This window comes from Pedobacter suwonensis, from assembly GCF_007833675.1.
Taxonomy (GTDB): Bacteria; Bacteroidota; Bacteroidia; order Sphingobacteriales; family Sphingobacteriaceae; genus Pedobacter; species Pedobacter suwonensis.
The window spans coordinates 478787-502875 of the sequence record NZ_CP031708.1 but is presented as its reverse complement, the minus strand read 5'-3'; the positions used below and the strand labels follow the sequence as shown (position 1 = coordinate 502875).

The 24089-nt window shown below is 39.1% G+C and carries 20 protein-coding genes and 1 pseudogene; 9 read left to right on the top strand and 12 right to left on the bottom strand.

Annotated features, from left to right (window positions below):
• Positions 1–10 precede the first annotated feature (10 nt).
• The 3 genes from DV942_RS02010 to DV942_RS02000 form a co-directional block, all read right to left on the bottom strand.
• Positions 11–1207 (bottom strand): acetate/propionate family kinase, encoded by a 1197-nt coding sequence (locus tag DV942_RS02010; RefSeq protein WP_145854845.1) that lies wholly within the window; start codon positions 1205–1207, stop codon positions 11–13.
• 2 nt (positions 1208–1209) lie between these two features.
• On the bottom strand, positions 1210–3297 hold the full coding sequence (pta, locus tag DV942_RS02005; protein ID WP_145854843.1) for a phosphate acetyltransferase: 2088 nt from the start codon (positions 3295–3297) through the stop codon (positions 1210–1212).
• Positions 3298–3779: 482 nt separating this feature from the next.
• Positions 3780–3998, bottom strand: a complete 219-nt coding sequence (locus tag DV942_RS02000) for a DUF6965 family protein (protein WP_145854841.1) — start codon at positions 3996–3998, stop codon at positions 3780–3782.
• A gap of 497 nt (positions 3999–4495) precedes the next feature.
• Here DV942_RS02000 and DV942_RS01995 point away from each other — a divergent pair, with 497 nt between their 5' ends.
• Entirely contained in the window at positions 4496–5170 is a 675-nt protein-coding gene (locus DV942_RS01995) for a competence protein (RefSeq protein ID WP_244950801.1), read from the top strand.
• A 494-nt stretch (positions 5171–5664) separates the two neighbouring features.
• Here DV942_RS01995 and DV942_RS01990 read toward each other — a convergent pair whose 3' ends face one another.
• The 4 genes and pseudogenes from DV942_RS01990 to DV942_RS01975 all read right to left on the bottom strand — a co-directional run bounded on the left by DV942_RS01990 (position 5665) and on the right by DV942_RS01975 (position 9489).
• Complete coding sequence (locus DV942_RS01990) at positions 5665–6246, bottom strand: DUF4142 domain-containing protein (protein ID WP_145854838.1); 582 nt, start codon at positions 6244–6246, stop codon at positions 5665–5667.
• Between the two features lie 645 nt (positions 6247–6891).
• Positions 6892–7092 (bottom strand): hypothetical protein, encoded by a 201-nt coding sequence (locus DV942_RS01985; RefSeq protein WP_090979701.1) that lies wholly within the window; start codon positions 7090–7092, stop codon positions 6892–6894.
• 335 nt (positions 7093–7427) lie between these two features.
• Positions 7428–8147: a DUF481 domain-containing protein gene (locus tag DV942_RS01980; protein ID WP_145854836.1), complete on the bottom strand. Its 720-nt coding sequence runs from the start codon at positions 8145–8147 to the stop codon at positions 7428–7430.
• 128 nt (positions 8148–8275) lie between these two features.
• A pseudogene (locus DV942_RS01975) lies at positions 8276–9489 on the bottom strand (alpha-L-fucosidase).
• A 318-nt stretch (positions 9490–9807) separates the two neighbouring features.
• On the opposite strand from DV942_RS01975, the gene DV942_RS01970 reads away from it, so the two are divergent.
• A complete protein-coding gene (locus DV942_RS01970; RefSeq protein ID WP_145854834.1) occupies positions 9808–10659 on the top strand; it encodes an SDR family oxidoreductase in 852 nt (283 codons plus the stop codon).
• A gap of 121 nt (positions 10660–10780) precedes the next feature.
• Here the strand turns inward: DV942_RS01970 and DV942_RS01965 are convergent, their stop codons facing one another.
• The gene (locus DV942_RS01965; protein WP_145854832.1) at positions 10781–11083 is read right to left on the bottom strand and encodes a hypothetical protein; all 303 of its coding nucleotides are present in this window, start codon (positions 11081–11083) and stop codon (positions 10781–10783) included.
• A gap of 162 nt (positions 11084–11245) precedes the next feature.
• On the opposite strand from DV942_RS01965, the gene DV942_RS01960 reads away from it, so the two are divergent.
• The 3 genes from DV942_RS01960 (at position 11246) to DV942_RS01950 (ending at position 13667) form a co-directional block, all read left to right on the top strand.
• The gene (locus tag DV942_RS01960) at positions 11246–11935 is read left to right on the top strand and encodes a DUF4142 domain-containing protein (protein ID WP_145854830.1); all 690 of its coding nucleotides are present in this window, start codon (positions 11246–11248) and stop codon (positions 11933–11935) included.
• A 120-nt stretch (positions 11936–12055) separates the two neighbouring features.
• Positions 12056–12652, top strand: coding sequence for an FMN-dependent NADH-azoreductase (locus DV942_RS01955; RefSeq protein ID WP_145854827.1), 597 nt, complete (start codon positions 12056–12058; stop codon positions 12650–12652).
• A 700-nt stretch (positions 12653–13352) separates the two neighbouring features.
• The gene (locus DV942_RS01950) at positions 13353–13667 is read left to right on the top strand and encodes a hypothetical protein (protein WP_134203646.1); all 315 of its coding nucleotides are present in this window, start codon (positions 13353–13355) and stop codon (positions 13665–13667) included.
• Between the two features lie 192 nt (positions 13668–13859).
• On the opposite strand, the gene mnmA is transcribed toward DV942_RS01950, so the two are convergent.
• The gene (gene mnmA, locus DV942_RS01945) at positions 13860–14951 is read right to left on the bottom strand and encodes a tRNA 2-thiouridine(34) synthase MnmA (protein WP_145854825.1); all 1092 of its coding nucleotides are present in this window, start codon (positions 14949–14951) and stop codon (positions 13860–13862) included.
• 318 nt (positions 14952–15269) lie between these two features.
• Between mnmA and DV942_RS01940 the strand changes: the two genes are divergently transcribed.
• On the top strand, positions 15270–17555 hold the full coding sequence (locus DV942_RS01940) for a GH92 family glycosyl hydrolase (protein ID WP_145854823.1): 2286 nt from the start codon (positions 15270–15272) through the stop codon (positions 17553–17555).
• A 169-nt stretch (positions 17556–17724) separates the two neighbouring features.
• Here DV942_RS01940 and DV942_RS01935 read toward each other — a convergent pair whose 3' ends face one another.
• The 3 genes from DV942_RS01935 to DV942_RS01925 form a co-directional block, all read right to left on the bottom strand.
• Positions 17725–18570 carry an SDR family oxidoreductase gene (locus DV942_RS01935; RefSeq protein WP_145854821.1) on the bottom strand — a complete coding sequence of 282 codons (846 nt, stop codon included), beginning with the start codon at positions 18568–18570 and terminating at the stop codon, positions 17725–17727.
• Positions 18571–19063: 493 nt separating this feature from the next.
• The gene (locus tag DV942_RS01930; protein ID WP_342354896.1) at positions 19064–19897 is read right to left on the bottom strand and encodes an SDR family NAD(P)-dependent oxidoreductase; all 834 of its coding nucleotides are present in this window, start codon (positions 19895–19897) and stop codon (positions 19064–19066) included.
• Positions 19898–19985: 88 nt separating this feature from the next.
• Positions 19986–20897 carry a helix-turn-helix domain-containing protein gene (locus DV942_RS01925; protein WP_090979678.1) on the bottom strand — a complete coding sequence of 304 codons (912 nt, stop codon included), beginning with the start codon at positions 20895–20897 and terminating at the stop codon, positions 19986–19988.
• 147 nt (positions 20898–21044) lie between these two features.
• Here DV942_RS01925 and DV942_RS01920 point away from each other — a divergent pair, with 147 nt between their 5' ends.
• The 3 genes from DV942_RS01920 (at position 21045) to fabF (ending at position 23957) form a co-directional block, all read left to right on the top strand.
• Positions 21045–21632, top strand: coding sequence for a TetR/AcrR family transcriptional regulator (locus DV942_RS01920; RefSeq protein ID WP_145854816.1), 588 nt, complete (start codon positions 21045–21047; stop codon positions 21630–21632).
• An 85-nt stretch (positions 21633–21717) separates the two neighbouring features.
• A complete protein-coding gene (locus DV942_RS01915) occupies positions 21718–22488 on the top strand; it encodes an SDR family oxidoreductase (RefSeq protein WP_145854814.1) in 771 nt (256 codons plus the stop codon).
• A gap of 218 nt (positions 22489–22706) precedes the next feature.
• Positions 22707–23957, top strand: coding sequence for a beta-ketoacyl-ACP synthase II (gene fabF, locus DV942_RS01910; RefSeq protein ID WP_145854812.1), 1251 nt, complete (start codon positions 22707–22709; stop codon positions 23955–23957).
• The last annotated feature ends 132 nt before the right edge of the window (positions 23958–24089 follow it).

Genomic DNA, 24089 nt, shown 5'->3' with positions numbered 1-24089 from the left:
AGTCTTGTGTTTAGCCCGCGAGCCCAAAACATTGATGGGCAATTTCATATTCTTCATTAGTTGGAATTACCAATATCTTTACCTTGGCGGTTACAGCGCTAATCTCTTTTAATTCGCCTTTATAAGTGGCATTAAGTTCCTGATCTAATTCAATGCCCAAATATTCGAGTTCCGAGCATACCGCTTCCCGCATCTGGCTGTCATTTTCACCAACACCTGCAGTAAATACGATAGCATCTATGCCATTTAAAACAGCTGCATAAGCCCCGATAAATTTCTTAATCCGGTAGGCATATAATTTAATGGCTAAAACAGCAGCTTTTTTGCCCTCATTTACCATTTTTCTAATGTCGCGCATATCGCTTGAGCCGCCCACGCCAAGAAGGCCAGACTGTTTGTTGACCAGCGTACTCAATTGTGACAACGTATATCCCGAATGTTCCATTAAATGGAAAATAACAGATGGATCAATATCTCCGGACCGCGTACCCATCATTAACCCGCTCAAAGGGCCGAAACCCATGCTGGTGTCTACTGATTGGCCATTTTTGATAGCTGTGATGCTGCAACCATTACCTAAATGAACACTGATGATTTTACTTTCTTTTTGCCCCAGCCAATTAAGCGCCTGCTCACTTACATATTTATGGCTCGTGCCATGAAACCCATATACCCTAATGCCATCTTCTTTGTAATACGATTCCGGAATGGCGTAACGGTAGGCTTGTTCGGGTATAGTTTGGTGAAAAGCTGTATCAAATACCGCGATCTGTTTTGCGTTTACAAAAGTCTGTTCTGCTACTTCAATACATTTATAGTTCACAGGGTTGTGCAATGGCGCAAGGGAAAAAAGTTTTTTGATCTGATGTTTTACCTCTTCTGTAATTATTGTCGGGCCGGAAAAATGTTCACCGCCATGAACTACCCGGTGACCCACAGCTGCAATATCATCAGGACTTGCAATTACGGCATAATCTCCCTCGGTTAATAAAGCTAAAACCTGCTTTAAGGCTTCGCCATGATCGGCAACAAAACCAGGCGATTCAGTGCTTTGTTTTTCGCCTTTGTTGTAAACGGTATGTTTGATAAAAGAACCCTCAATGCCAATACGTTCTGCCAGCCCACTGCAAACAGGCGCTTTTTCAGGCATTTTAAAAAGTTGGTATTTTAAGGAACTACTTCCTGAGTTGATGACTAAAATGTTCATATTTAAATGTCTTGACATTGAATTGCTGTAATCACAACAGTATTAAAGATATCGTCTACGGTACAACCGCGACTCAGATCGTTTATCGGTTTGTTTAAGCCCTGTAACATTGGGCCTATGGCCAATGCGCCGGTTTCGCGTTGCACGGCTTTATAGGTATTATTCCCTGTGTTTAAATCAGGGAAAATCAATACACTGGCTCTGCCTGCTACTTCAGATCCAGGGAGTTTTTGTTTACCCACAAGCGGGTCTACAGCAGCATCATATTGTATTGGCCCTTCAATTTTTAATTCAGGATGCCTCGCTTTAACTATAGCGGTGGCTTCTCTTACGCGTTCTACATCTTCACCTTCGCCCGATGTGCCTGAAGAATAAGATAACATGGCAATACGTGGCTCAATACCGAATTTGGCACTGCTTTCTGCTGATGAGATGGCTATCTCTGCCAGTTGTTGCGCTGAAGGATTGGGATTAACCGCGCAATCACCAAATATGGCTACGCGTTCTGGCAGGCACATAAAGAAAATAGAAGAAACTACGGATACACCTGGCTTTGTTTTAACAAATTGTAAAGCGGGCCTGATGGTATGCTGAGTGGTATGAACGGCACCGGAGACCATTCCATCCGCATCACCTTTGTATACCATCATGGTTCCGAAATAAGAAACATCGGTCATCATGTCTCTGGCCATTTCCAGATTTACATTTTTGTTTTTACGCAATTCATGTAAGGTATTTACATAATCGGCATAATGAACTGAATGGGCAGGGTTATGTATCTTTAAGCTATTGATGTCGAGGTTTAATCCAAGCCTTTTGATGTTGTTGGTTATTTCGACAGGATCCCCTAAAAGGGTAATGTCTACAATATCCTGCGCGATGAGTTTTTCTACCGCTTTTAAAATCCGGTCATCTTTACCTTCGGGTAAAACGATGTGTTTTTTATCGCGTTTGGCCCATTTAACGAGTTGATATTGAAACATGTGCGGGGTGATGCCCTGGTAGCTAAAAGTGATGATTTTATCATCCAATGCTTTTATATCTACATATTTTTCAAAAAGCTCTATGGCCAGCGTAATTTTTTTCTTGTTTTCAATAGTAATTTTTGAATGGATCCCCCCAATAGTGGTCGTGGTTTCAAAAGTTCCTTTTTGTACGGCTATAATGGGGATAATGGTCTGTAAACCTTCAATGAGTTTGATAATTGGTTCATCCGGCAAACTTCCTGCGGTTAGCACAATGCCGGCAATTTTTGGGTAATTGGCTGACAAATTCGCCTGAAGTGCTCCGATAATGATATCACCACGATCGCCAGGCGTCACAATAAGCAAATTGTCTTTAATATGCCGTAAAAAATTAGGTAACATCATGGCACCGGTCACAAAATTATCAACCTGATTATCCAGGAGTTCTGTGCCGAAAAGTACCTCGCCACCTAATGCAGCTGTAATTTCATTCATGGTCGGACTTTGCAGTCCAGTTTCGGTTGGAATTACTGCAATCAATAATTCAGCCGGTAATTGATTGCTTAAAGCTTGCTTAATACGGTCAGCCTCTTCGGGATTTACCATATTCGCCACGACGCCTAATACCTGCACATCGCGCAATAAAAAGTTACGGTAGATATTGATGGCTGATTTAAAAAGTTGACTTGCCGTTTTATTTTTACCAGACACAACTATTAAAACAGGCGCACCTAAGTTTTTGGCCATTAACGCATTCGATTCAAACTCAAAAGCCATACCTTCACCTAAAAAGTCGCTTCCTTCAATTACAGTAAAATCGTAATTATCTTCAAGCTTTTTATATTTACTGATGATGGTATTGATAATTCCTCCACTGTCTTCTGCCTGGTGGAGCATTTCCTGGCGGGTAAAAGCAAAAGCATCTTCATAGTTTACCGGGAGTGAAAAATAATCCAACATGGCTTTTACATGTTCGTCCTTTTTATTAGGATCATCCTGGGCAATAATGGGTTTAAAATAACCCACTTTTTGGGTTTTAGCCAGCAACATGTTAATCATGCCGAAAGCAATTACTGATTTGCCTGTATAGGGTTCGGCTGAAGCAATGAATATATTTTTAGTCATAATAAAGGCGCAAATGCATATCAATAACGAATTATGCCCAATATAGTTGGAAATATTTATTTTAAAAACTAAGTAGGTGAAGTTATTACCGCCTGGTATGCTTTAGCCTATCGGGGATACCGTAACAGATCCTTCGACAGGCTACCATTGACGTTATTTTTAACCTCCTATTAATGAGCAGAATGCGGCATCATGTATTTCCGTATAGCTAGGCCATAGCACTGTATCACCGTTCTACTTAAAACCGGCCTAATAAATTTTTCGGACTGCACTGTTCCAGCCATACTACTGTCTTCAAAAGAAAAATTTTCAGCCGGCATTTTTTGTTACTTTTTGATGCCAAAAAGTAAGAGCCCTTCGGCGGCGGCGAGCCGAGGCAAGAATTGTGCGAAGGAAAAAAATGTCAATCATATTGATTTTTATACAATAAGTTATTCATCAAGATGACAATTCTATCAGATGATTTACCTTAATTTAATATCCTAACTATTTGATTCAATCAGCAGCTTTAGCATTTTCAGTCTGTGAATAAGCGGTTGGTTTACTTTTGCATCGGGATTGAGCTTTAGCGGCATCAGATGGCTTTCCAAAAAATGATCATAATCGGTAATTACTGTGGCCTCATTCAGATAAATAGGAACCTGCTGCTTGCCTGCCTGGGCAAAAAAATCTTCTAACTGCTGTATTTCTTGGATGGTCATACTGCAAAGTTAACGAATAGTTTGAAGTCTAAAAGTCAGAAGTCCGGTGTCGGAGGTCCGAAGATAGGGTTTCAGGTAATAGTCGACCAACTTTGTGTGCTCGGTGCCCTTACTTTGTGTCCTTTGTAGTTGATAAAAGTCCGAAGTCGAGTGTCGGAGGTCAGAAGAAAGGGTTTCAGATAATAGGCACCTAACTTTGTGTGCTTTGTGCCTTTACTTTGTGTCCTTTGTGGTTAGTAAAAGTCCAAAGTCTGGTGTCGGAGGTCCGACGATCAAGGTTTTTAAAGATATGTATCCAACTCTTTGTGCCCTCGGCGTATTACTTTGCGTAATTCGCGGTTTAAGAAAAGATAGATTCCGAAGTCGAAGTTCTGGGGACAAGTTTCAAGGAATAGTTGCTCAAGCCTGTTAATAAAGCGTAAATGAGGCTTGTTGTACTAAAAATTTTAGTTTAGCTTTGTGTTTCCCTAATTGATTTTTTATTGTAAATGCAGAGAATGGATAACGCAGTCAGAAGAGATATTTCTGTTGATGAAGTGGTTCCGGGTATTCCATTAGTTAAAAAGGAACATTACAGAAAGGAAACGGCCTGGCACCGCGATTGGAAGCTGGCTTTTCCACCATCATTTAGAGAAGTTGCCTTTTATGATGCTGCCAATTCCGATCTTCACCGGGCAGATATATTTACTCCATCCGGTTATACCATCGAGTTTCAAAATTCGCCGCTAACACTTGCAGAACTGAACAGCAGGGAGTCTTTTTATCCAAATCTGATATGGGTATTGAATGGTAAGAAATTTAAGGGCTTTAAAATATTGAAGCACCTTCCTGATGTGGATGATCCCAAGTTATCAGGATATGAGTTTTGTCATTCCGATCACCTTTCAATGGTTCGGAAAGCGGAGGTTATGCAGGGATTAGCCAATCCAAAAATACTTAACTTTTACCATCCCGAACTGAAAGGAATTAAACTCACTTCCGATTTATATTCTTTTTGTTGGAAACAGCCTCATAGTGTATGGTATGCTGCTACTGCGAGAATCATTGTTGATTTAGGTGGACATTTTTTATATGAGCTCAAACAGCGAAAACAATTGAATGGAAATTATCCTTATTTGAAAATGATGAGCAGAAAATCATTTATTGATTGGCATACGCCACCAGAGCTTTAGAAATTTGTAGATGTAGTAGTGAAATTATTCTTTTCAAGGATGTGAAGGACGTCATTTCGAGCGAAACGCAGTGAAGTCGAGAAATCTTCTAAATTAGAATAGTCTAAAAATGGGCTTATTAACCTAGGTTTGATTAATATTTAAAAATTAATGAGCTTTATTAGGACAAATTGCTAGCCTTTTCGTCATGCTGAACTATTTCAGCATCTTTTCCGTTAAAACGCCTTGCTATAAAGACCCTGAAACAAGTTCAGGGTGACGAACGTTCATGCAAAGTACCAATGAACCCAAATTAAAGCACATTATGGATCGAACTCAGGCTATTAATAATTTTAATAAATGGAAAGATGTAACGAAAATTAGAAATGAGTTGGGGATAGAGTATTGGTTTTAAGTAATTTACTACAGCCGGTTTAGAAGGCTTTTCAAAGAAATCATCATGCAGAGAAGGTGCGATATACCGTTCCTTCTCCCATGATAACTTTTAAAGCATGTTATTTCATGCTATCATTAATTTTATTGATCATTTGTAAGTGGCTTTGAACAATTGGTGCGGTCTTAGTTGCAAAAGCTTTAAGATCTGCGTCTTTACCATCTTTTGATTCATCTTCCATTAATTTTAAGGTAGACTTGTGTCCCTCAACCATGGCGCTTACATAAGCTTTATCAAAATCAGTACCTGTCTTTTTGCTCAGGTCTTCCATTTTTTTCTTATGCTCATCATCTACAGTACTAGGAAGGGTAATGTTTTTTTGTTTTGCAATCGCCATTAACTCTGTATTTGCCATACCATGATCTTTAACCATCATTGTTGCAAATTCTTTAACTTGCGGATTACTGCTTTTTTCGAGGGCCATTTTTCCCAATTCTACTTCTGCCATTCCGCCAACAGCTGCCTCTGTGGTAAATTTGGCATCAGCTTCTTCTACTGCAATTCCTCCGGTAGCGGCAGCATTGGTAGTCGTGTCTTTTGCCATATTTAAACTATCAGCACTTTCTTTGGCATCTTTGTTCCCGCCATTACAGGCCTGAAAGGCGAGGGCGGAAATAGCCATAACATAAATAAACTTTTTCATATACATTGTTTTTGTTGTATATGCATAACACGATCCGGCAGGAAAGGGTTTTGAGCTTTTGAGAATAACTAAATCGTATAACAAGCAGCTGTTTAGAAAACTATCTTTCTTAAGTCGGGAAGTTTACGATGGAACAGCGAAGAAAGTAACTGTTTTAACTGAAAAGCGATGGAGTAATTTTAAGCCATATGCCAGAATTCCGTTGAAAGGGTAGAAGAGGTGGTAATGCAATATCTTTTTAACCATCATGCTGAAATTTTTCAATATCTTTTTGATAGCTATCGAAACAAACCGTAAGCGAAGGACCTGAAAATCAGGGAACATATCAAGCAGCACTTGTTATGCTGAGTTTGTTGAAGAGGGCATGCCTCAAAATAGCAGATTCAGTAGTAGCAAGAGCATTAAATTTGGCGACGTTTGTCATGCGCAGCTTGATCTATCGATGGGCATCTTTATGCTTTAGTATGGACTTGTTTAGTTGCCGTTATTGCATTAAGATGCCCGTTTTCATGGGAATGACGCCCTTTCGAAATATTATTCTGCCAAAAATCTAAAAAATCGTTCTGAGAAAGGCTCGTTTTGATACTTCTTCAAGCTCAGCAGGTTGCTTAAACCAATTACGATACAGTCAGTGATCTAAATGTTTTAAGATTTTACCTTTTTAGTTTTGGGTTCAGGTTTTTCAGGTAATTGGATTGATAAAATCAAATCAATACTCTCTGAATTGATCTCATAATCTGCTGCAATTTTTTCCCACCTTTTTAGTTCTGCCTGTAAGGTTTCAATTTCCTTAGCTAATGATTCGATTTTATTTTGGATCGATTTTCTAACGTTCATATTTGCCATAACACAAAATTATCATTTGATGGCATATCTTCGAACTTCTTTTTGTCGCTTGTAGCCATAAAAAATGCTAAGTGTTCTATTTCAGTGGGTTTTATTTTTATAAAATTATCAACAATGGTTAAGCATCTAAGAATTTGCCATGCTTACATTTAATTTAGCTGTTAATTAACACGGTAAACACTCAACCCCAGGCTTATTAATTGATGATTTGATGTACTTGCTAAAGCAGTTTTACGAATAGATAAAGATACTTGCTTGTTCAAGGATGACAATAAAAGAGAATAATTAAAAACTAAGAATCAATATTTATTACTGGCTGATCAACTGAAAAAGATTTAAAAATACTTGTCTAACGTTAACCCGTAGGTCAGGTTCAGGTTTTCGCTGCGGGTAATGTTGAGTCTGTTATAATTCAAAGCGGTGGTGAGGCTAATCCATTTGCGTAATTTCAAGCCGAGTGTAGTGGTAGAGCGGATAATATAATCCCCGTTTCTGTCAAACGAGTTTTGCAGGAAATGATTTCCGTCAATCGTAATGAGTTCTTTTATAGCAAAATGATACTGCATTCTGAGCGAATTCCGATAAGTATGATAGCTATCGCCCACAATCAGGCTACTTTGGTCAAATAATACGCCGTCACTCAGGTTAATGTATGCGTTTGGTTTGTCTAATATGCTGTAGGCAATGCCGCCGCCGGCAAGCAATTGATTTTTTAACTTTAACGAATAACTGGTATTATAATTCACTAAACCCCAATAATAAAAATGCGGAAAGGTTTTATAGAGGTTAAAGTTTAACGTGGTAGAAAAATCATTGTTGGTTAAATTGCTGTTTTGCTTTCCATACAACCACGCCGAAGTGGAATTTAATACAAAACTTTTCTTTTTCAGACCAAAATTAAGTGCATTATTTAATAGGTAGGCTCTGTCTTCATTTGTTCTGTTAATGGATCCGGTTGAAGTAAGCAATACGTGGTAATTTACGCTGTCGGTATATTGAGCATATGATTTGAGATAGCAAAGGAAAAAACAAAAGGGTAATGCAATAAACTTCATACAAGCTTAACATTTCAGGCCATCATTATGTTTAGCTGGTATTTAATTAAGGGTGACTATAAAAACTGTTTCAACAAAATGCCTGCAGTAGTGAACTCGCAGGCACTTGCTGATGATTGCAGATAACATTATTTTAATGCCAATTCAATTACAGGAACTTCGTAATCCGGTTTTTTCTTAGGTAGTTTTAATATAAGTGTGTTTCCGGTAGATTTTTCTGTATCAATCAGTATTTCAGAGTTGTCATGTAAAAATTGTATGTACTTCACGCTATCTTTATAACCATCCAACTTAATATATCCGGTATTTGGATACTCGAAAAGATGCATATACAGTTTTTTAGCATCTTTATTGTAGGTCAGTTTTGTTCCTTGAGCTGCTTTAAATTCTTCAGGTGCAAATGTACAATGGTATATAGATTTCGAATTGGCATGCATCCAAATGGCAAGGCTGTCTAACGCAACATTTGCCCTGTTGTCAAACTCACCTCGTGCGGTAGGACCAACATTTAATAGTAGATTTCCTCCGTTGGCTACCGAAGTAATTAAAAGATTCAATAATGTTCTGTTATTCTTCCACGTGTTTTCATCCCGATGGTATCCCATGATCCTGAAAAGGTTTGACATGTTTCCCAAACTTTACCATGGTATTTTTCCAATTCTTTCGCACTAACCTGTTCAGGTGTTTCAAAGTCGGTTCCGTCTTCGTAATCATTCAGGTCCAAGCGGTTATCTACGATAATTTCTGGCTGCAGTTTTCTAATCTGCTTAAGTAAAGCTATCGAACCCCAGTCGTCGCGACCTTTGCCATTTTTGCCAGGATAGGAGAAGTCTGCCCAGAGAATATCAATTTTGCCGTATTTGGTTAACAGTTCTGTTACCTGGTCGTATAAATATTTACGATATCTGGCCATATCCCTGTTTTTGTTTAACGCCGCGTACTCAGCTTCGTTGTCATTTTTGGGTTTTAAGGGATGATACCTATCCACTGTAAAATCGGGATGGTGCCAATCAATAAGTGAATAATAAAAGCCTACTTTAATGCCCTCTGCGCGAAAAGCATCAACAAATTCTTTTACCAAATCTCTTTTTGCCTGCGTATTTGTTGCTTTATAATTGGTGTATTTACTGTCAAACAAGGTAAACCCTTCGTGATGTTTAGTGGTGAGTACAGCGTATTTCATTCCTGCTGCCTTAGCTTCCATGGCCCATTTTTTAGGATCAAATAAATCAGGGTTAAATTGATCAAAGTACTTCTGGTAGTTTTCGTTGGTGATGTGTTCATAGCTTTTAACCCATTCGTGGCGGGCAGGCAGTGCGTATAAGCCCCAGTGAATAAACATGCCAAAACGGGCATCCGTCCACCATTCCATTCTTTTTGTCTTTTGGGCAGCCGTTTCGTTGCCCAGTCTTTTTTGGGCAAGGCCAGGAAAGATTAAGCATAGTATAAATAGCGCTGATAAAATAGTTTTTCTCATTTTCGGTTTCTTTTGGTTAGTATTTAATACGCTAATTTACTGCAGTATATCCTTTAAAAATAGTCCAATATGAGCAATATATTAAGTTAAATTAGTTTTAATGCCAAAGGGAGAGGTTCTTAAAACTTTGCAGAAGATGTTCTTGTTTAATGGTTAAAGTGAAATTTAATGAGATAAGACGCGATGAAAACACAGAAAACACCTGCTAAACAAAACAAACAGCCTGGTATCGAGGCAGAAATGGATCCGAGGCCGGAAGTGATTAAAGCAAATTATAAAGGATCGGGCAAACTAGCTGATAAGGTTGCATTGATTACCGGTGGAGATAGTGGAATCGGTCGTTCGGTAGCTGTTCATTTTGCCAGAGAAGGAGCCGATGTAGCCATTGTTTACCTGGATGAAGATATAGATGCAAAAGAAACCCGGAAAATGGTTGAAGCTGAAGGGAAAGTCTGCCTGTTGATTAAAGGCGATGTCAAAAAACCTGCTTTTTGTAAAAAAGCTGTGGAAACAACAGTTAAAAAATTTGGAAAGATTAATGTTTTAGTAAATAATGCTGGAATGCAGGTTCCGCAGAAAGATCCGAAAGGGATTGATGACAAGCAATTAGAAGATACTTTCCGGACCAATATATTTGGTTATTTCTATTTCGCCCACGAAGCATTGAACCATTTGAAGGCGGGTGATACCATTATCAATACGACCTCGGTGACCGCCTACCGTTCTTCTCCAAACCTGATCGATTATTCATCAACGAAAGGAGCAATAACATCTTTTACCCGTTCACTGGCAACAAATTTAGCCAAAACCGGTATCCGTGTAAATGCCGTGGCACCTGGCCCGGTTTGGACACCGCTCATTGTGTCTACCTTTGATGAAGAAAAGATTAAGTCATTCGGGTCTGAAACCGCAATGGAAAGAGCAGGGCAGCCGTCGGAGCTTGGTCCGTCTTACGTATTCCTGGCTTCAGATGATGCCTCATTTATTACCGGACAGGTGATGCATGTTAATGGCGGAGAAGTGGTGAATGGATAATTATTTGAACATAAAGTTCATCATGTTAATGCCTTATGAAATAGGTGTTTAGGGAGGTGTAGTTAAATAAAAAAATGCCAGGCTATTGCAAGTCTGGCATCTTTTGTAAAATAATAATGTGTTATAGCATTTCGCTATCTTCCTCGTCATAGGCATTAGGATCGTTATCCAATTCTTCTATGTCAGATTCATTGTAGTCATCCTTTTCTTCCAGCGCTTCATCATCTTCGGGATCCTCAATTTCTTCATCTAATTGTGTCCCTTCACCATCCGCAAATGGTATTTCATCTTCTGTGTAGTCATTATCGCCATCTGGCTGGGGCGTTGCATGTCCTTCAGATGCATTTCCCTGCGAACGGTTAATCTGGAACTGTTCGATATTTTGAATTTCTTCTTCCGGTTGGTTGTTTTCTTGATTTTCCATAGTTTATGTTTTTTATAATAGAACAGGATAAAAATGGATTAAGTTTAGTAGAAATTTAAAATCTTAAACCCTATTGTTGTAGGGTTTTAAATGATGAGGTTGTTCAAACTTTTTAATTACCGGTATGGTTCTATTAGTGCGTTATACCTTAACTGATCTATTATGAAAAAACGTTTTAAAACCCGTGAAATAGCCGTAGTGGGAATGATCATTTCAGCTACTTCATTTAATGCAATTGCAAATGCCGATTGGCATTATGCAACTTTAACTGGTTACAGTCGTCAGCAAGACACCATTACTACCGAGCAATTTTTGCAGCAGGCTGCAATTGCAGGAATGAAGGAAGTTTTAACCGGCAAGCTTGCTGCAGATAAAGCAACTGACAAAAAAATTAAGGCATTTGGACAGATGATGGTTGACGACCATAACCAGGCCAATGAGGAATTGAGGGCATTGGCGAAACTTAAAAAAGTAACCTTGCCGATGAGCACTCCGGAAGGTGGTTTAAGACCTGATGGCAGAGTTGACTCTGCTCCTGAAAACTTGAAAGACACTTCCCGTACCAGGAACGCCGGAGGCGAAGCAGGTAACACAGGCTTAGCTCCAAAAACAGGTAACGCGGAAGCGGAAGTGACTCATGCGATCAGCCGGTTGAACAGCCTGAGTGGAGGCACATTTGATAAAGCTTATGCAGAGATGATGGTTTCCGATCATCAACAAGCTGTTGCCTTGTTTGAAAAAGCTGCTCAATCTTCTGATATTGATGTTAAAAAATATGCAGGAAAGTATTTACCGATCCTTAAAAAACATTTAAAGCAGGTCAATGCTTTATCTGGTAAATTGGGTAAATAGGTTTTATTTTCTAAAAAAAAATAAGCAGCTATACTAAAGGATAGCACTATCCTTTAGTATAGTAATAGCTTTTTGATACGGTGTATCTATAATTTTGCCAGACATTTAAAAGGCAAAAAAATGAAAATATTACATCTAATATCCAGCCCCAGGGGCGAAGCATCTTTCAGTATTAAATTGGGAAATGCCATTGTAGAAAAGTTACAGGAAGCAAATCCCGGAAACACTTTAACCGTACACGATCTTACCAATACCCCGTTTCCGCATTTGGAAGAGGTGCACATCAATTCTTTTTTTACACCTAAAGAGAATCATACTGCAGAATTAACAGCAGCTATAAAACATTCTGACGAGGCTATTGCCGAACTTGAAGATTCAGATGTGATTGTAATCGGTGTCCCAATGTATAATTTTGGTGTTGCATCAACGCTAAAAGCATGGATCGATCATATTGCACGTGCCGGTAAAACATTCAGGTACTCCGAAAATGGTCCTGAAGGCTTGGTGAAAAACAAAAAAGTGTATTTGGCTATTTCTTCCGGTGGTGTTTATTCAGAAGGGCCGATGAAACCTTATGATTTTACAGAATCTTATCTTAGGGCGGTTCTGGGTTTTATGGGTATGACTGATGTAACCGTATATCGTGCAGAAGGTGTAAGCATTCCCGGTCTAAAGGATTTAGCTTTAGATAAAGCAATTGAAAGTATAGCCATTTAGATAGTGCATTAGTCATTAGTTCACTGATCATTGGTCTATTTTCACTACTTTCACCGCCATTAAATAGAAGTCTTTCATGCTAATGAAAACTTTAACTTGGGGCTGTATAATTTAGGACTTAAGACTAATTTGTGGACTAATGACTTTTTATTGAACTGAGCTTTCAGACACCTAACCACCTTGCTGGCCAACGCGTTCAGGTCAGCAGGTTTGTTAATGTAACCTTCCGCATCGCATTATTAGCCAATATCAGCATTGGCAGACATGTTTTGATATTTCGTTTTAAAGCATTGAAGATTTCCAGCATGTTTCCGTCAGGAAATGTGGCAAGTTAGCAAGAGTCTTCGATAATAAAACGTTATGAATTCTCTTCTCTTTGATCAGGTCTTCGTTGCATAGATGCAATTTTTATGTACTTAATCTTGGTATGTGGTAAGAACTCTAGTTGTCAGGTGTTTAAGTCATTTTGCGCAATCTATGACTGACTAACCGCGATTTAATTCATGTCATGCGTTTCTATAATTATTACTTCGGCTAAAAAAAAGATAAAAATAAATTTTGATACTAATTTTTTTAGTATAGATTTGCTTTTGGAGAGACACACTAAAGAGAAAATCATCGAAATTATGCGATGTATAATGGATGATTTTAAACAAAAGGCTTCTTTCTTGGTTAGTTTGCTAATATATTTATTTTTTCTATGACCGTTACCGTTTTAGCCATACTCGAAACAGATTTTAAACCGGATCTTTCATTAGGTAGAATTATGAATGAAAGACTGAGGAATGCTGCTGCAGATCTGCAGGATATTCATTTACAACCTTTGCATGCCGTTGGGCAACGCAGTGATGATTTAGTGGTTTATATCAGTTATAATCCAAAATATAAAATCAGGTGGCGTGTAGTTAATGACGTGCCGGAAGACGTAGAAAACTTTGTAGCCCAAACCTGCGGAAATTTAGGTTACATTCACTGGAAAACTGCATCGATTAATATTTTTAAGGGAAGTGAATAGTTATAAAATACTTTATAGAAAAGATCGTCATCTCGACTGAAGCGCAGCGGAATAGAGAGACCTATTTAGGCAGATTTAGCTTCGCTGAGCCTTCGGGTTCTCTACTGCGTTGCAATCCGCTCGAAATGACGACCGTTTAGATGTGGAGTAACTTTATTATATTAATGCTCAATAAGAAGAACTGACAACCTATTAAACTAAAAAACCTCCACCCAATAAGTCATTGCCTTCATAAAATACAGCAGATTGACCAGGGGCAATTGCCGACACATGATGATCGAAAACGACACGCATTTTGTCTTTTTCCTGAACAATTGTACTCAACATGCCCGCATCTTTGTAACGTATTTTGGTAATCACATCACTCATTGGTTCTTCAATGCTTGCATATTTAATTAAATTAATATTGCGTACCATAGCTTCACCACGTTCAAGCTCATGGGCTTTACCTAAAACCACTGTATTGCTTTCCGGCAGGATCTGTGTTACAAACATAGGCTCTCCAAAGGCAACACCTAATCCCTTACGCTGACCAATAGTATAAAAAGGATAACCTTTATGTTGGCCAACAACCATTCCATTACTTAAAATGAAATTACCGCCAGCCACCCGATCTTCTAAATCGGCTACTTTATGCTTCAAGAAAGATCGATAATCGTTATCGGGTACGAAACAGATTTCATAACTTTCTGATTTTTTGGCCAGTTCTTCCTGTCCCATATCCAGCGCCATCTGCCTGATTTCAGACTTTGCAAAACTGCCTAATGGGAATTTAGTACGCGAAAGGTTCTCTTGAGACACCCCCCAGAGTACATAAGATTGATCTTTATTTTCGTCTTTACCTTTCGAAATCACATAACGACCACTATCCTGCTGGCGGATATTGGCGTAATGCCCCGTTGCAATAAATTCACAATCCAGTTTGTTAGCGCGTTTTAAAAGTGCTTCCCATTTAATATGCGTATTACATAAAACGCAAGGATTTGGGGTTCTTCCGGCAAGATATTCGTCCACAAAGTTATCAATCACATAATCGCCAAATTCATCCCTTATATCCAGAATATAATGTGGGAATCCATAATTTACGGCAAGTGTACGGGCATCATTAATACTATCTAATGAACAACAACCGGTTTCCTTACTGCTACCGCCAGAGGTGGCATAATCCCAGGTCTTCATGGTTAATCCAATAACCTCATAACCCTGTTCATGCAACATCACAGCTGCTACCGAACTATCAACCCCGCCACTCATGGCCACCAGAATTCTACCGTGTTTACTCATCTTAAAAAATATAAGGATGCAAAAATAAGGTTTATTTAGCTGAAATTATTTAGAGGAAGTCAGTTACTTGTAAAAAGCGGCGACTAAACATTTCCTCGCCACGTGCTTTCCCTTTTATCACTTTTATATATAGCGTCTGTTCGCTCAACATTAAACCTGCGCAATTTACGGATATCATGTTTAACGCCAGGATAGGTTATTTCCCGGGCTTAGATTGTATTTTTTTATTTACTTAAACGTTTTAGTGTCTGCTTTATGCATATTTGGAGATAAATTTATACCTTAGAATTTTAATCAACAAGCTAATCTTAAAAAGATATGACTAAAAGCGTTATCCTGTCTTGTTTCTTGCTTTCATCAATGATGGCATCGGCACAGCAGAATCTGGTGCAGTATGTTAAACCCATTATAGGCACATCAAAAATGGGGCATACGTATCCCGGGGCAACTGTTCCGTTTGGAGCTGTGCAGTTAAGTCCTGAAACAGATACCCTATCCTATGAAGTAAACGGAAAATACAATGGCGATGTATACAAATATTGTGCAGGCTACAAGTATGAAGATAAAACCATCACGGGATTTAGTCATACCCATTTTAGCGGTACCGGTCACTCTGATCTGGGCGATTTTCTCATTATGCCTACACAAGGGAAGCTGCAGTTAAACCCAGGTGTGGCTTCAAATCCTAAAGGTGGTTACCGTTCTGCCTATTCACACAATAATGAGGTTGCTGAAGCGGGTTACTACAAAGTAAAACTCGATGATGATAACATTATGGCAGAACTCACTTCAACCAACAGGGTAGGGATGCACCAGTATACTTTTCCCAAATCAGATCAATCGCACATTATTTTGGATCTGATGGCTGGTATTTATAATTACGATGAAAAAACGGTGTGGACCTATGTTCGTGTGGTAAACGATACCCTGGTTACCGGTTACCGTCAGACCAATGGATGGGCCAGAACACGAACCGTATATTTTGCAATGAGCTTTTCCAAACCTTTTAAAAGCTATGGACGCAAAAGCTATGATGCTAAACAGGCTTACAGGGGCTTCTGGGGCAAGTTCAACCAGGAACAAAATTTCCCTGAAATTGCAGGCAAAAAGTTAAAAATGTTTTTCGATTTCGATACTAGGGAAGGAGAGAAGATTAAAATTAAATTCGCTTTATCGCCGGTTAGTCAGGAAAATGCCCTGCAAAATATGCGGGCAGAAATTTCGGGCTGGGATTTTGAAAAAGTAAAAGCACAGGCACAAGCCGCCTGGAATAAGGAGCTAAACAAAATCCAGGTAAATACATCCAGCGACAATAAAATTAACTTCTATACTGCTTTGTATCATGCTTATATTAACCCGACCACTTATACTGATATAAATGGAGAATATAAAGGTTTAGATCAGGGCGTGCACAAAGCAGAAGGGTTTACCAATTATACCACCTTTTCTCTTTGGGATACATACCGTGCTTTACATCCATTTTTTAATATTACCCAGCCTGCGCGAAGTAACGATATGGTAAAATCGATGTTGGCACATTACGATCAGAGCAGTTTGCATATGTTGCCGATCTGGTCGCATTATGCCAATGATAACTGGTGTATGAGTGGTTACCATAGTGTTTCGGTAATTGCTGATGCCATTATTAAAGGTACTTACAGCGGAGATGCAAACAAAGCTTTAGATGCCTGTGTGGCGACAGCGAAACACCGCGATTATGAAGGTATTGGCTATTACATGGATAAAGGTTATATCCCTGCAGAAAAATCCGGCATTTCGGTTTCCAATAATTTGGAATATTCTTACGATGACTGGTCGATTGCACAATTGGCTAAAAAATTAAATAGAATGGATGTTTATAATGAGTTTATCAAACGTTCTAACAACTGGAAAAATAATTACGATAGTGCAACGGGTTTTATGCGTCCGAAATTGGCCGATGGAACCTTTAAGAAAGAATTTGATCCGAAAGATACCGAAGGACAAGGTTTTATTGAAGGCAATAGCTGGAACTATAGCTTTTTTGTGCCACAGGATCCTGCTACATTGATTGAAATGATGGGTGGTAAAAAGAAATTTGCTACCCGATTAGATACTTTGTTTACCATGCATCTGCCTGATGAGTTTTTCGCACACACAGAAGATATTACCCGCGAGGGTATTATTGGTGGCTATGTGCACGGAAACGAGCCGGCACACCATATTGTATACCTTTATAACTGGGCCGATCAGCCATGGAAAACACAGGCACAGGTTCGTCACATCCTGAATATGCAATACAAACCTACTGCTGATGGTTTAGGTGGAAACGATGATTGCGGGCAGATGAGCGCCTGGTACATGTTTTCTTCACTAGGCTTTTACCCGGTAGCACCAGGTGCCGATGTATATTCATTAGGTAGTCCATTGGTAAACCAGGCGGTAATCAATCTGGAGAATGGTAAACGCTTTACGGTTGAGGCCATTAAGCAAAGTGAGAAAAATGTATACGTAGAAAAAGTTTTATTGAATGGTAAAGAGATTACTGATCATAAGATTAAACATGCTGATATTACCAACGGTGGAAAGCTTACTTTTTACATGAGCTCAAAACCTAAAAGATAATTTTTTATCATCTGGTATAAAGACGGCCTGTGCAACATAGGTTGTCTTTCATCTCCAGTGTCACGATGAGCCTGTCGAAACGCCCTTGGAACTTTCCAAAGGGATGCTTCGACAGGTTCAGGATTGACGACCCTAGGTGAGGTTTGTTTCAGTGAGGTGCTACTCTCAATCATTCCTGATCAAAGTTGGTAGCTGTGGCTAAATATTTCCAGTTGGCCATATCCCTCTGTACATCTGCGATTTTTGCATCAGCTATTTGATAGGCGTCTGGGCCTAAGAACAAATGAAGTGGTGGATTTTCGCTTTTCGAAGCTTCGATAATTACCTCAACTGCCTTGGCCGGATCCCCCGGCTGTTGGTTATTGATGTCGTTCTGGTGTGCCGCTTGCGAATCGCGTACCTCTTTATAGGCATCGATAGGAGAATCTGGTACTGCTAAAGAACCTGTTGTCAGAAATTCAGTTCTAAAATAACCCGGCTCTACTACAGTGGCTTTTATCCCCATTGATTTTACTTCGGCAGCCAATGATTCGGTAAAGCCTACTACTGCGAATTTGGTGGCGCAATAAATCCCAAAGCCCGGGAAATTACCAGAAAAACCTCCTATGGAAGAAATATTAAAAATATGTCCCGATTGTTGTTTCCGCAATTGTGGCAATACCTTTCTGATTACATTTAGTGAACCAAAAACATTCACATCGAAGTTTTGGCGCGACTCCTTATCGCTTAACTCTTCCAGTGCGCCGAGCATCCCATAGCCTGCATTGTTTACCACAACATCTATCCGGCCAAATTTGCTGATGGTTTGGCTAACTGCAGCTTCTACACTGTTTTCGTCAACCAGATCAACTGCCAAAGGTAAAAAGTTTTCATGTTCGCCTACGGCTTTGGTTAAATCTTTTAAATTTCTTGAAGTTGCGGCAACATTAACGCCGTTGTTTAATAATGTTTTGACTAAGGTCAATCCCAGACCCTTGGACGCGCCTGTTACAAACCAAACTTTTTGATTTTCCATGATATTGTTTTTAGAATGAAATAAATTAATTGGGTTTTATTATGATAACATTGTCATCCTGAGGGATAATTTATTGTATAAAAATCAGTATAAATGACGTAACAGATTTCCTATGTCATACAGCACAGTCTTGCCTCGGCTCGCCGCCACCGAAGGGCTCTTACTTTTTGGCATCAAAAAGTAACAAAAAATGCCGGCTGAAAATTTTTCTTTCAAAGGCAGTGTTATGGCTAGAACAGTGCAGTCCGAAAAATTTATTAGGCCGGTTTTAAGTAGAACGGTAATACGGTGCTATGGCCTAGCTATACGGAAATGCATGATGCTACAATCTGCTCATTAATAATCAATTATAAAATAACGTCAATGGTAGCCTGTCGAATGACCATCCGTAAGATTTTTAAGCCGTTTCGACAGGCTCAACGTGACAAATTCTAGAGAAATTTTGTTATCATACAGCTTCTTTTTGAATTGCTAATTCGCCATTAACATTTGATTAATTGTCGAAATCTGTAGAAATCGTAATGGCTTTCCAGTCGTTAAACTCTTTTGTTAATGCGTCAATTTTGCTGTTGGCTCTTTGAAAAGCATCTTTTCCCAGGAGTAAATGAACAGGTGGATTGGGCATACTGGCCAATGAGATCATGGCTGCTGCGGCCTTTTCAGGGTCGCCGATCTGCTGACCGTCCATTTTAAGATATTTTTGGTGTATTGCCCGCACTTCTTCATATTCGGCAATTGGATTGGTTGCCAAAATCAATGAATCGGGGGTTAAAAAACTTGTTCTGAATGCACCAGGAGCAACCACGGTCACCTTTACCCCGAATTCCTTAAGGTCGTCTGCCGAAACCTCAGACAACGCAATCACTGCCGCTTTTGCTGCTGAATATATCGCCCAGCCAGTTGCGCCGGCAATGCCTGCAATTGATGCGATATTGATGATGTGGCCAGCCCGTTGAGCTCTTAAATAAGGTGAAACGGCTCTGATGACATTTATTGTTCCGAAAACATTTACGTCAAAACTGTTTCTTGTTTCCGCATCAGTCAGTTCCTCTATACTGCCCCCAATGCCATAACCAGCATTATTGATCACAACATCAACTCTTTCAAATTTTGCAATAGTTGCTTGTATCGCATCCTCCACACTTTTTTCATCAGCCAGGTTAACGGCCAGTGGAAAAAATTTTTCCGTATTGTTATTTACTGCTTTTTTAAGTTCATTTATATTTCTTGAAGTGGCCGCAACGGATTGGCCAGCTTTCAATAGTTGATGAACTAAACTTAATCCCAAGCCCTTTGAGGCTCCGGTAATAAACCAAACTTTTTTCATGCCCATAGTTTTATCCTTTTTGTTAAGACAAAATTACGGTGCAAATGAATTTAAGCTGTTACGTTAATCAAACTGATTATTACGAAATTCAAACAATCCGGTAAGAAGTTGGGGTATGGTTGGTTAATTTTTTAAAAAAATTGTTGAAATGGGTAGGTTCTTCAAATCCCAGGCAATAACCAATTTCTGAGATATTCCAGTCTGTATGTTTTAATAAAGCTTTAGCTTCTCTCAATAAACGCTCTGTAATGTAGTGGGTGGTGGTTTTACCCGTAGTTTCCTTTATCGCACGGTTTAAATGGTTTACATGTACCGAAAGTTGTGATGCATAGTCTTTTGCGGAGCGCATGGTAAACCTTTGGGTAGTGGTTTCAATGGGAAACTGCCGCTCTAATAACTCCGTAAAAACAGCAGTAATCCTGGCATTGGCATCCGTATGCTTGAATAAATTTTCGGAAGGCTCGGTTTTCAAAGCGAAATGAGTAATTTCTGTAATGTAATTGCGAAGCAGATCATATTTGTAAACGTAATCTGAATTGATTTCTTCAAACATTTTAGCAAAAATAGCTTCGATATGCCTGTCTTGCTGTTCATTTAAAATATATGCTGGTTTTCCTCCATGGGTAAACATAGGCAGATCGCCAATGTTTCCACGAATCTTTTCGGTAAAAAAGGCTTCTGTAAAAATGCAAAAATAACCCGTTACCTCATTTTGCTTGCCACTGCCCAGTTCCCAGGTATAAGGTACGAGCGGATTAAAAAAGATTAAAGCCGTACCATTAATCTCAATACTCCTGTCCGCATAGTGGTAAACGTTATGGCCACGCGTCAGGCAGATTTTGTAATAATCCCTGCGGTTGTAACTCATTGGTTTGTGATCATCCCTTAAACAATCTTCCAGTTTGAAAACGTTAAAATGGCCTACGCCATTCTGGAGGTTATCAGGTAGGAACTTGAATTTGTTTTGGTAAAAATCTTCAATGGTTTCTGGCTTGTTCATAAGTCAAAGTTACAAAATTCAAACTTAAAGCAAATTAATGAAAACTGAAGGAAAGCTTCTGATAAATTAAAAGGAGATTGCTATGATAAAAATAGTTGTCATTAATATACCGATTGGTATATATTTGTATCGGCAATTTAAAAGAGTATGACCAAGGCAGAGAAGACAAGAAATTTTATCGTAGAGAAAACAGCACCCATTTTCAATATGAAGGGTTATGCAGGTACTTCTTTAAATGATATTACTGCCGCTACAGGTTTAACCAAAGGCAGTATTTATGGCAACTTTTCCAATAAAGATGAAGTAGCATTAGCTGCTTTCGATTATAACCTACATAATATTGTATCCAGAGTAGAAAAGGAAATCAACAGACAAAAAGAGGTAAAGGGTAAATTATTGGTTTACGTTAATATTTACCAACATCTTCTTAGCGGTGTGGTAGCAGAAGGGGGGTGTCCGATTTTAAATACGGCCATTGATGCAGATGATACCCACCCTGAATTGAAGGCACGGGCGCTGAAAGCGGTGTCTGGTTGGAAGAACAGGATTATGGAGCTGGTTGAAGCAGGTATTGCTTCCAAAGAAATTAACACAGACCACAATCCCGAGCAAATTGCACTTACCATTATTGCCATGATAGAAGGAGGAATTATGATCTCCAGATTGACTGCGAAACCTGCATATTGGAATTTAATCATGGATTCATTAAAAAAATACGTCAATAGCCTAGGCTAAAAAAATTTGAATTAAAATATACCGATCGGTATTTATCAGGGTTAAATAGCAATTGTTAATCTTAAAAATTTAAATAATATAAAAAATGAAAACTTCAAAAAATACCGTTTTATTGATCGGCGGAACAGCTGGTATCGGTTTAGAAATCGCAAAACAGTTAACCGCTTTGGATAACCACGTAATTATTACAGGTAGGAACCAGGAAAGGCTAAATGCAGCAGCTGCATCATTACCTAATGTAACCGCTGTGGTGTCTGACGTGAGTAAGGCTGATGATGTAGATCTTTTGGTAGAGAAAATTAAATCAGAGTTTCCTGAATTAAACATGGTGATCAACAACGCTGGAAGAGCGTTGCTCTACAATTTGGCCGATCCAAACCAGGATGCATTTACAAATGCAGCAGATGAACTGCTGACCAATTACCTGTCTATCGTTAGGATAAATCAAAAGTTATTGCCTGTGTTAAAACAACAGGAAACATCAGCTATCGTAAACGTTTCATCTATAGTAGCTTATGTTCCGGGCATTACATTGCCTACTTACGCAGCTAGTAAGGCAGCATTACACTCATACAGCACATCGTTAAGATTGAGTCTGGAAGAAACTGCTGTTAAGGTTTTTGAATTAATGCCTCCATTGGTTGATACTGAATTTTCTAAAGAAATCGGTGGCCATAATGGGATTAAACCATCAGTTGTGGCCGATGAGCTCCTGGCGGCTTTAGCCAATGATGAGTATGAAATCAGGGTAGGTGATACCGCCAAGATTTACGAATTGTTCAGACAGTCGCCAGTTGATGCTTTAAACGTAATGAACGCCAATCGAAAAGCCAGGATAGATGCTGTTGAGCACTAAAATGATATAGTTGGAAAACAAAAGAACTTGTTGTTTCCATTTAGATGACAGTTTTCCATGTTGGAATTGTTACTTTCGCGGCATTAAGTGTAAATCCTGGGTTTACATCAACTTTAATAAAATGATAGGTTGTGTTTAGCTCTTCCAGCTATATTAAATATCTCTTGGATAATTAACAGTTGATTTTATCCAAGGGAATTGACTAAAAAATATTAAAAATGAAAAGAGTAGTAGTAACTGGTTTAGGTGCGATAACCCCTCTTGGTAATACGGTTGAACAGTTTTGGCAACAGATATTGGCCGGAAAAAGTGGAATTGGACCCATTACCAAATTTGATTCCGGTAAATTTAAAACGCAGTTTGCAGGTGAAGTAAAGGATTTTAATCCGGAAGAATACCTGGAGAAAAAGGAAATAAAAAAATACGACCTTTTTACGCAGTATGCTATTGCTTCGAGCGATCAGGCGATAAAAGATGCAGAATTGAATTTCACAACAATGAATGATGTGGAATTGGCAGAAGTCGGCGTTATCTGGGCAACCGGAAATGGTGGTATTGGCACTTTCGAAGCACAGTTGGAAGAGTTTCATGCCGGCGACGGAACGCCGAGATTTAACCCATATTTTATTCCAAAAATGATTGTTGATATTGCTGCCGGTGCCATTTCCATCCGTCATAAGTTGCGTGGGCCAAATTACTGTACGGTTTCGGCCTGTGCGTCGTCCAATACCGCAATCGTAAATGCTTTTGATACCATCCGTTTAGGCAAAGCAAATATTATGATAGCGGGCGGTTCAGAAGCAGCGCTAACAAAGTCATCTGTTGGCGGATTTAATGCCGCTCAGGCTTTATCAAAAAACAACGATGATCCTCAGGGTGCATCTAAGCCTTTTGATAAAGATAGGGATGGTTTTGTGATGAGCGAAGGCGCAGGTGCTTTGGTTTTGGAAGAGTTGGAACATGCTTTAGCGCGCGGCGCAAATATTTATGCGGAAATTGTTGGTGGTGGAATGGCTGCAGATGCCTATCACCTTACCGGAACACCTCCCGATGGGATTGGTGCGGCCTTAGGTATGACGAAAGCATTGAAAGATGCCGGAATAACCGCGGATAAAATTGATTATATTAATGCACACGCTACTTCAACCGGATTAGGTGATTTAAGTGAGTTGCAGGGTATTCATACTGTTTTTAATGGTTTGCCCGTAATTATTGGGGCTACCAAATCAATGACCGGGCATTTATTGGGGGCGGCAGGTGCAATTGAAAGTGTAATCAGTATCCTTGCGATCAGAGATAATATCATTCCACCTACCATTAATACCAAAAATCTGGACGAAAATATTCCAAAGGGATTAAATATTGTTTTGGGTGAGCCGATTAAAAAGGAAATCAATTATGTATTAAACAATACTTTTGGTTTCGGTGGTCACACGGCGAGTACTATTTTTAAAAAGTACGAAGCTTAATTGTCTCAAAAAAAATCTGGTACTGGTCTTAGCGTTTCGCTAAGACCTAATTTTTGCCAAAGAAATATAGGAGCAAGGAAAATTAATTTTTAAGGTTCTTCGACTACACTAAGATCTACAAGTACTTTAGTT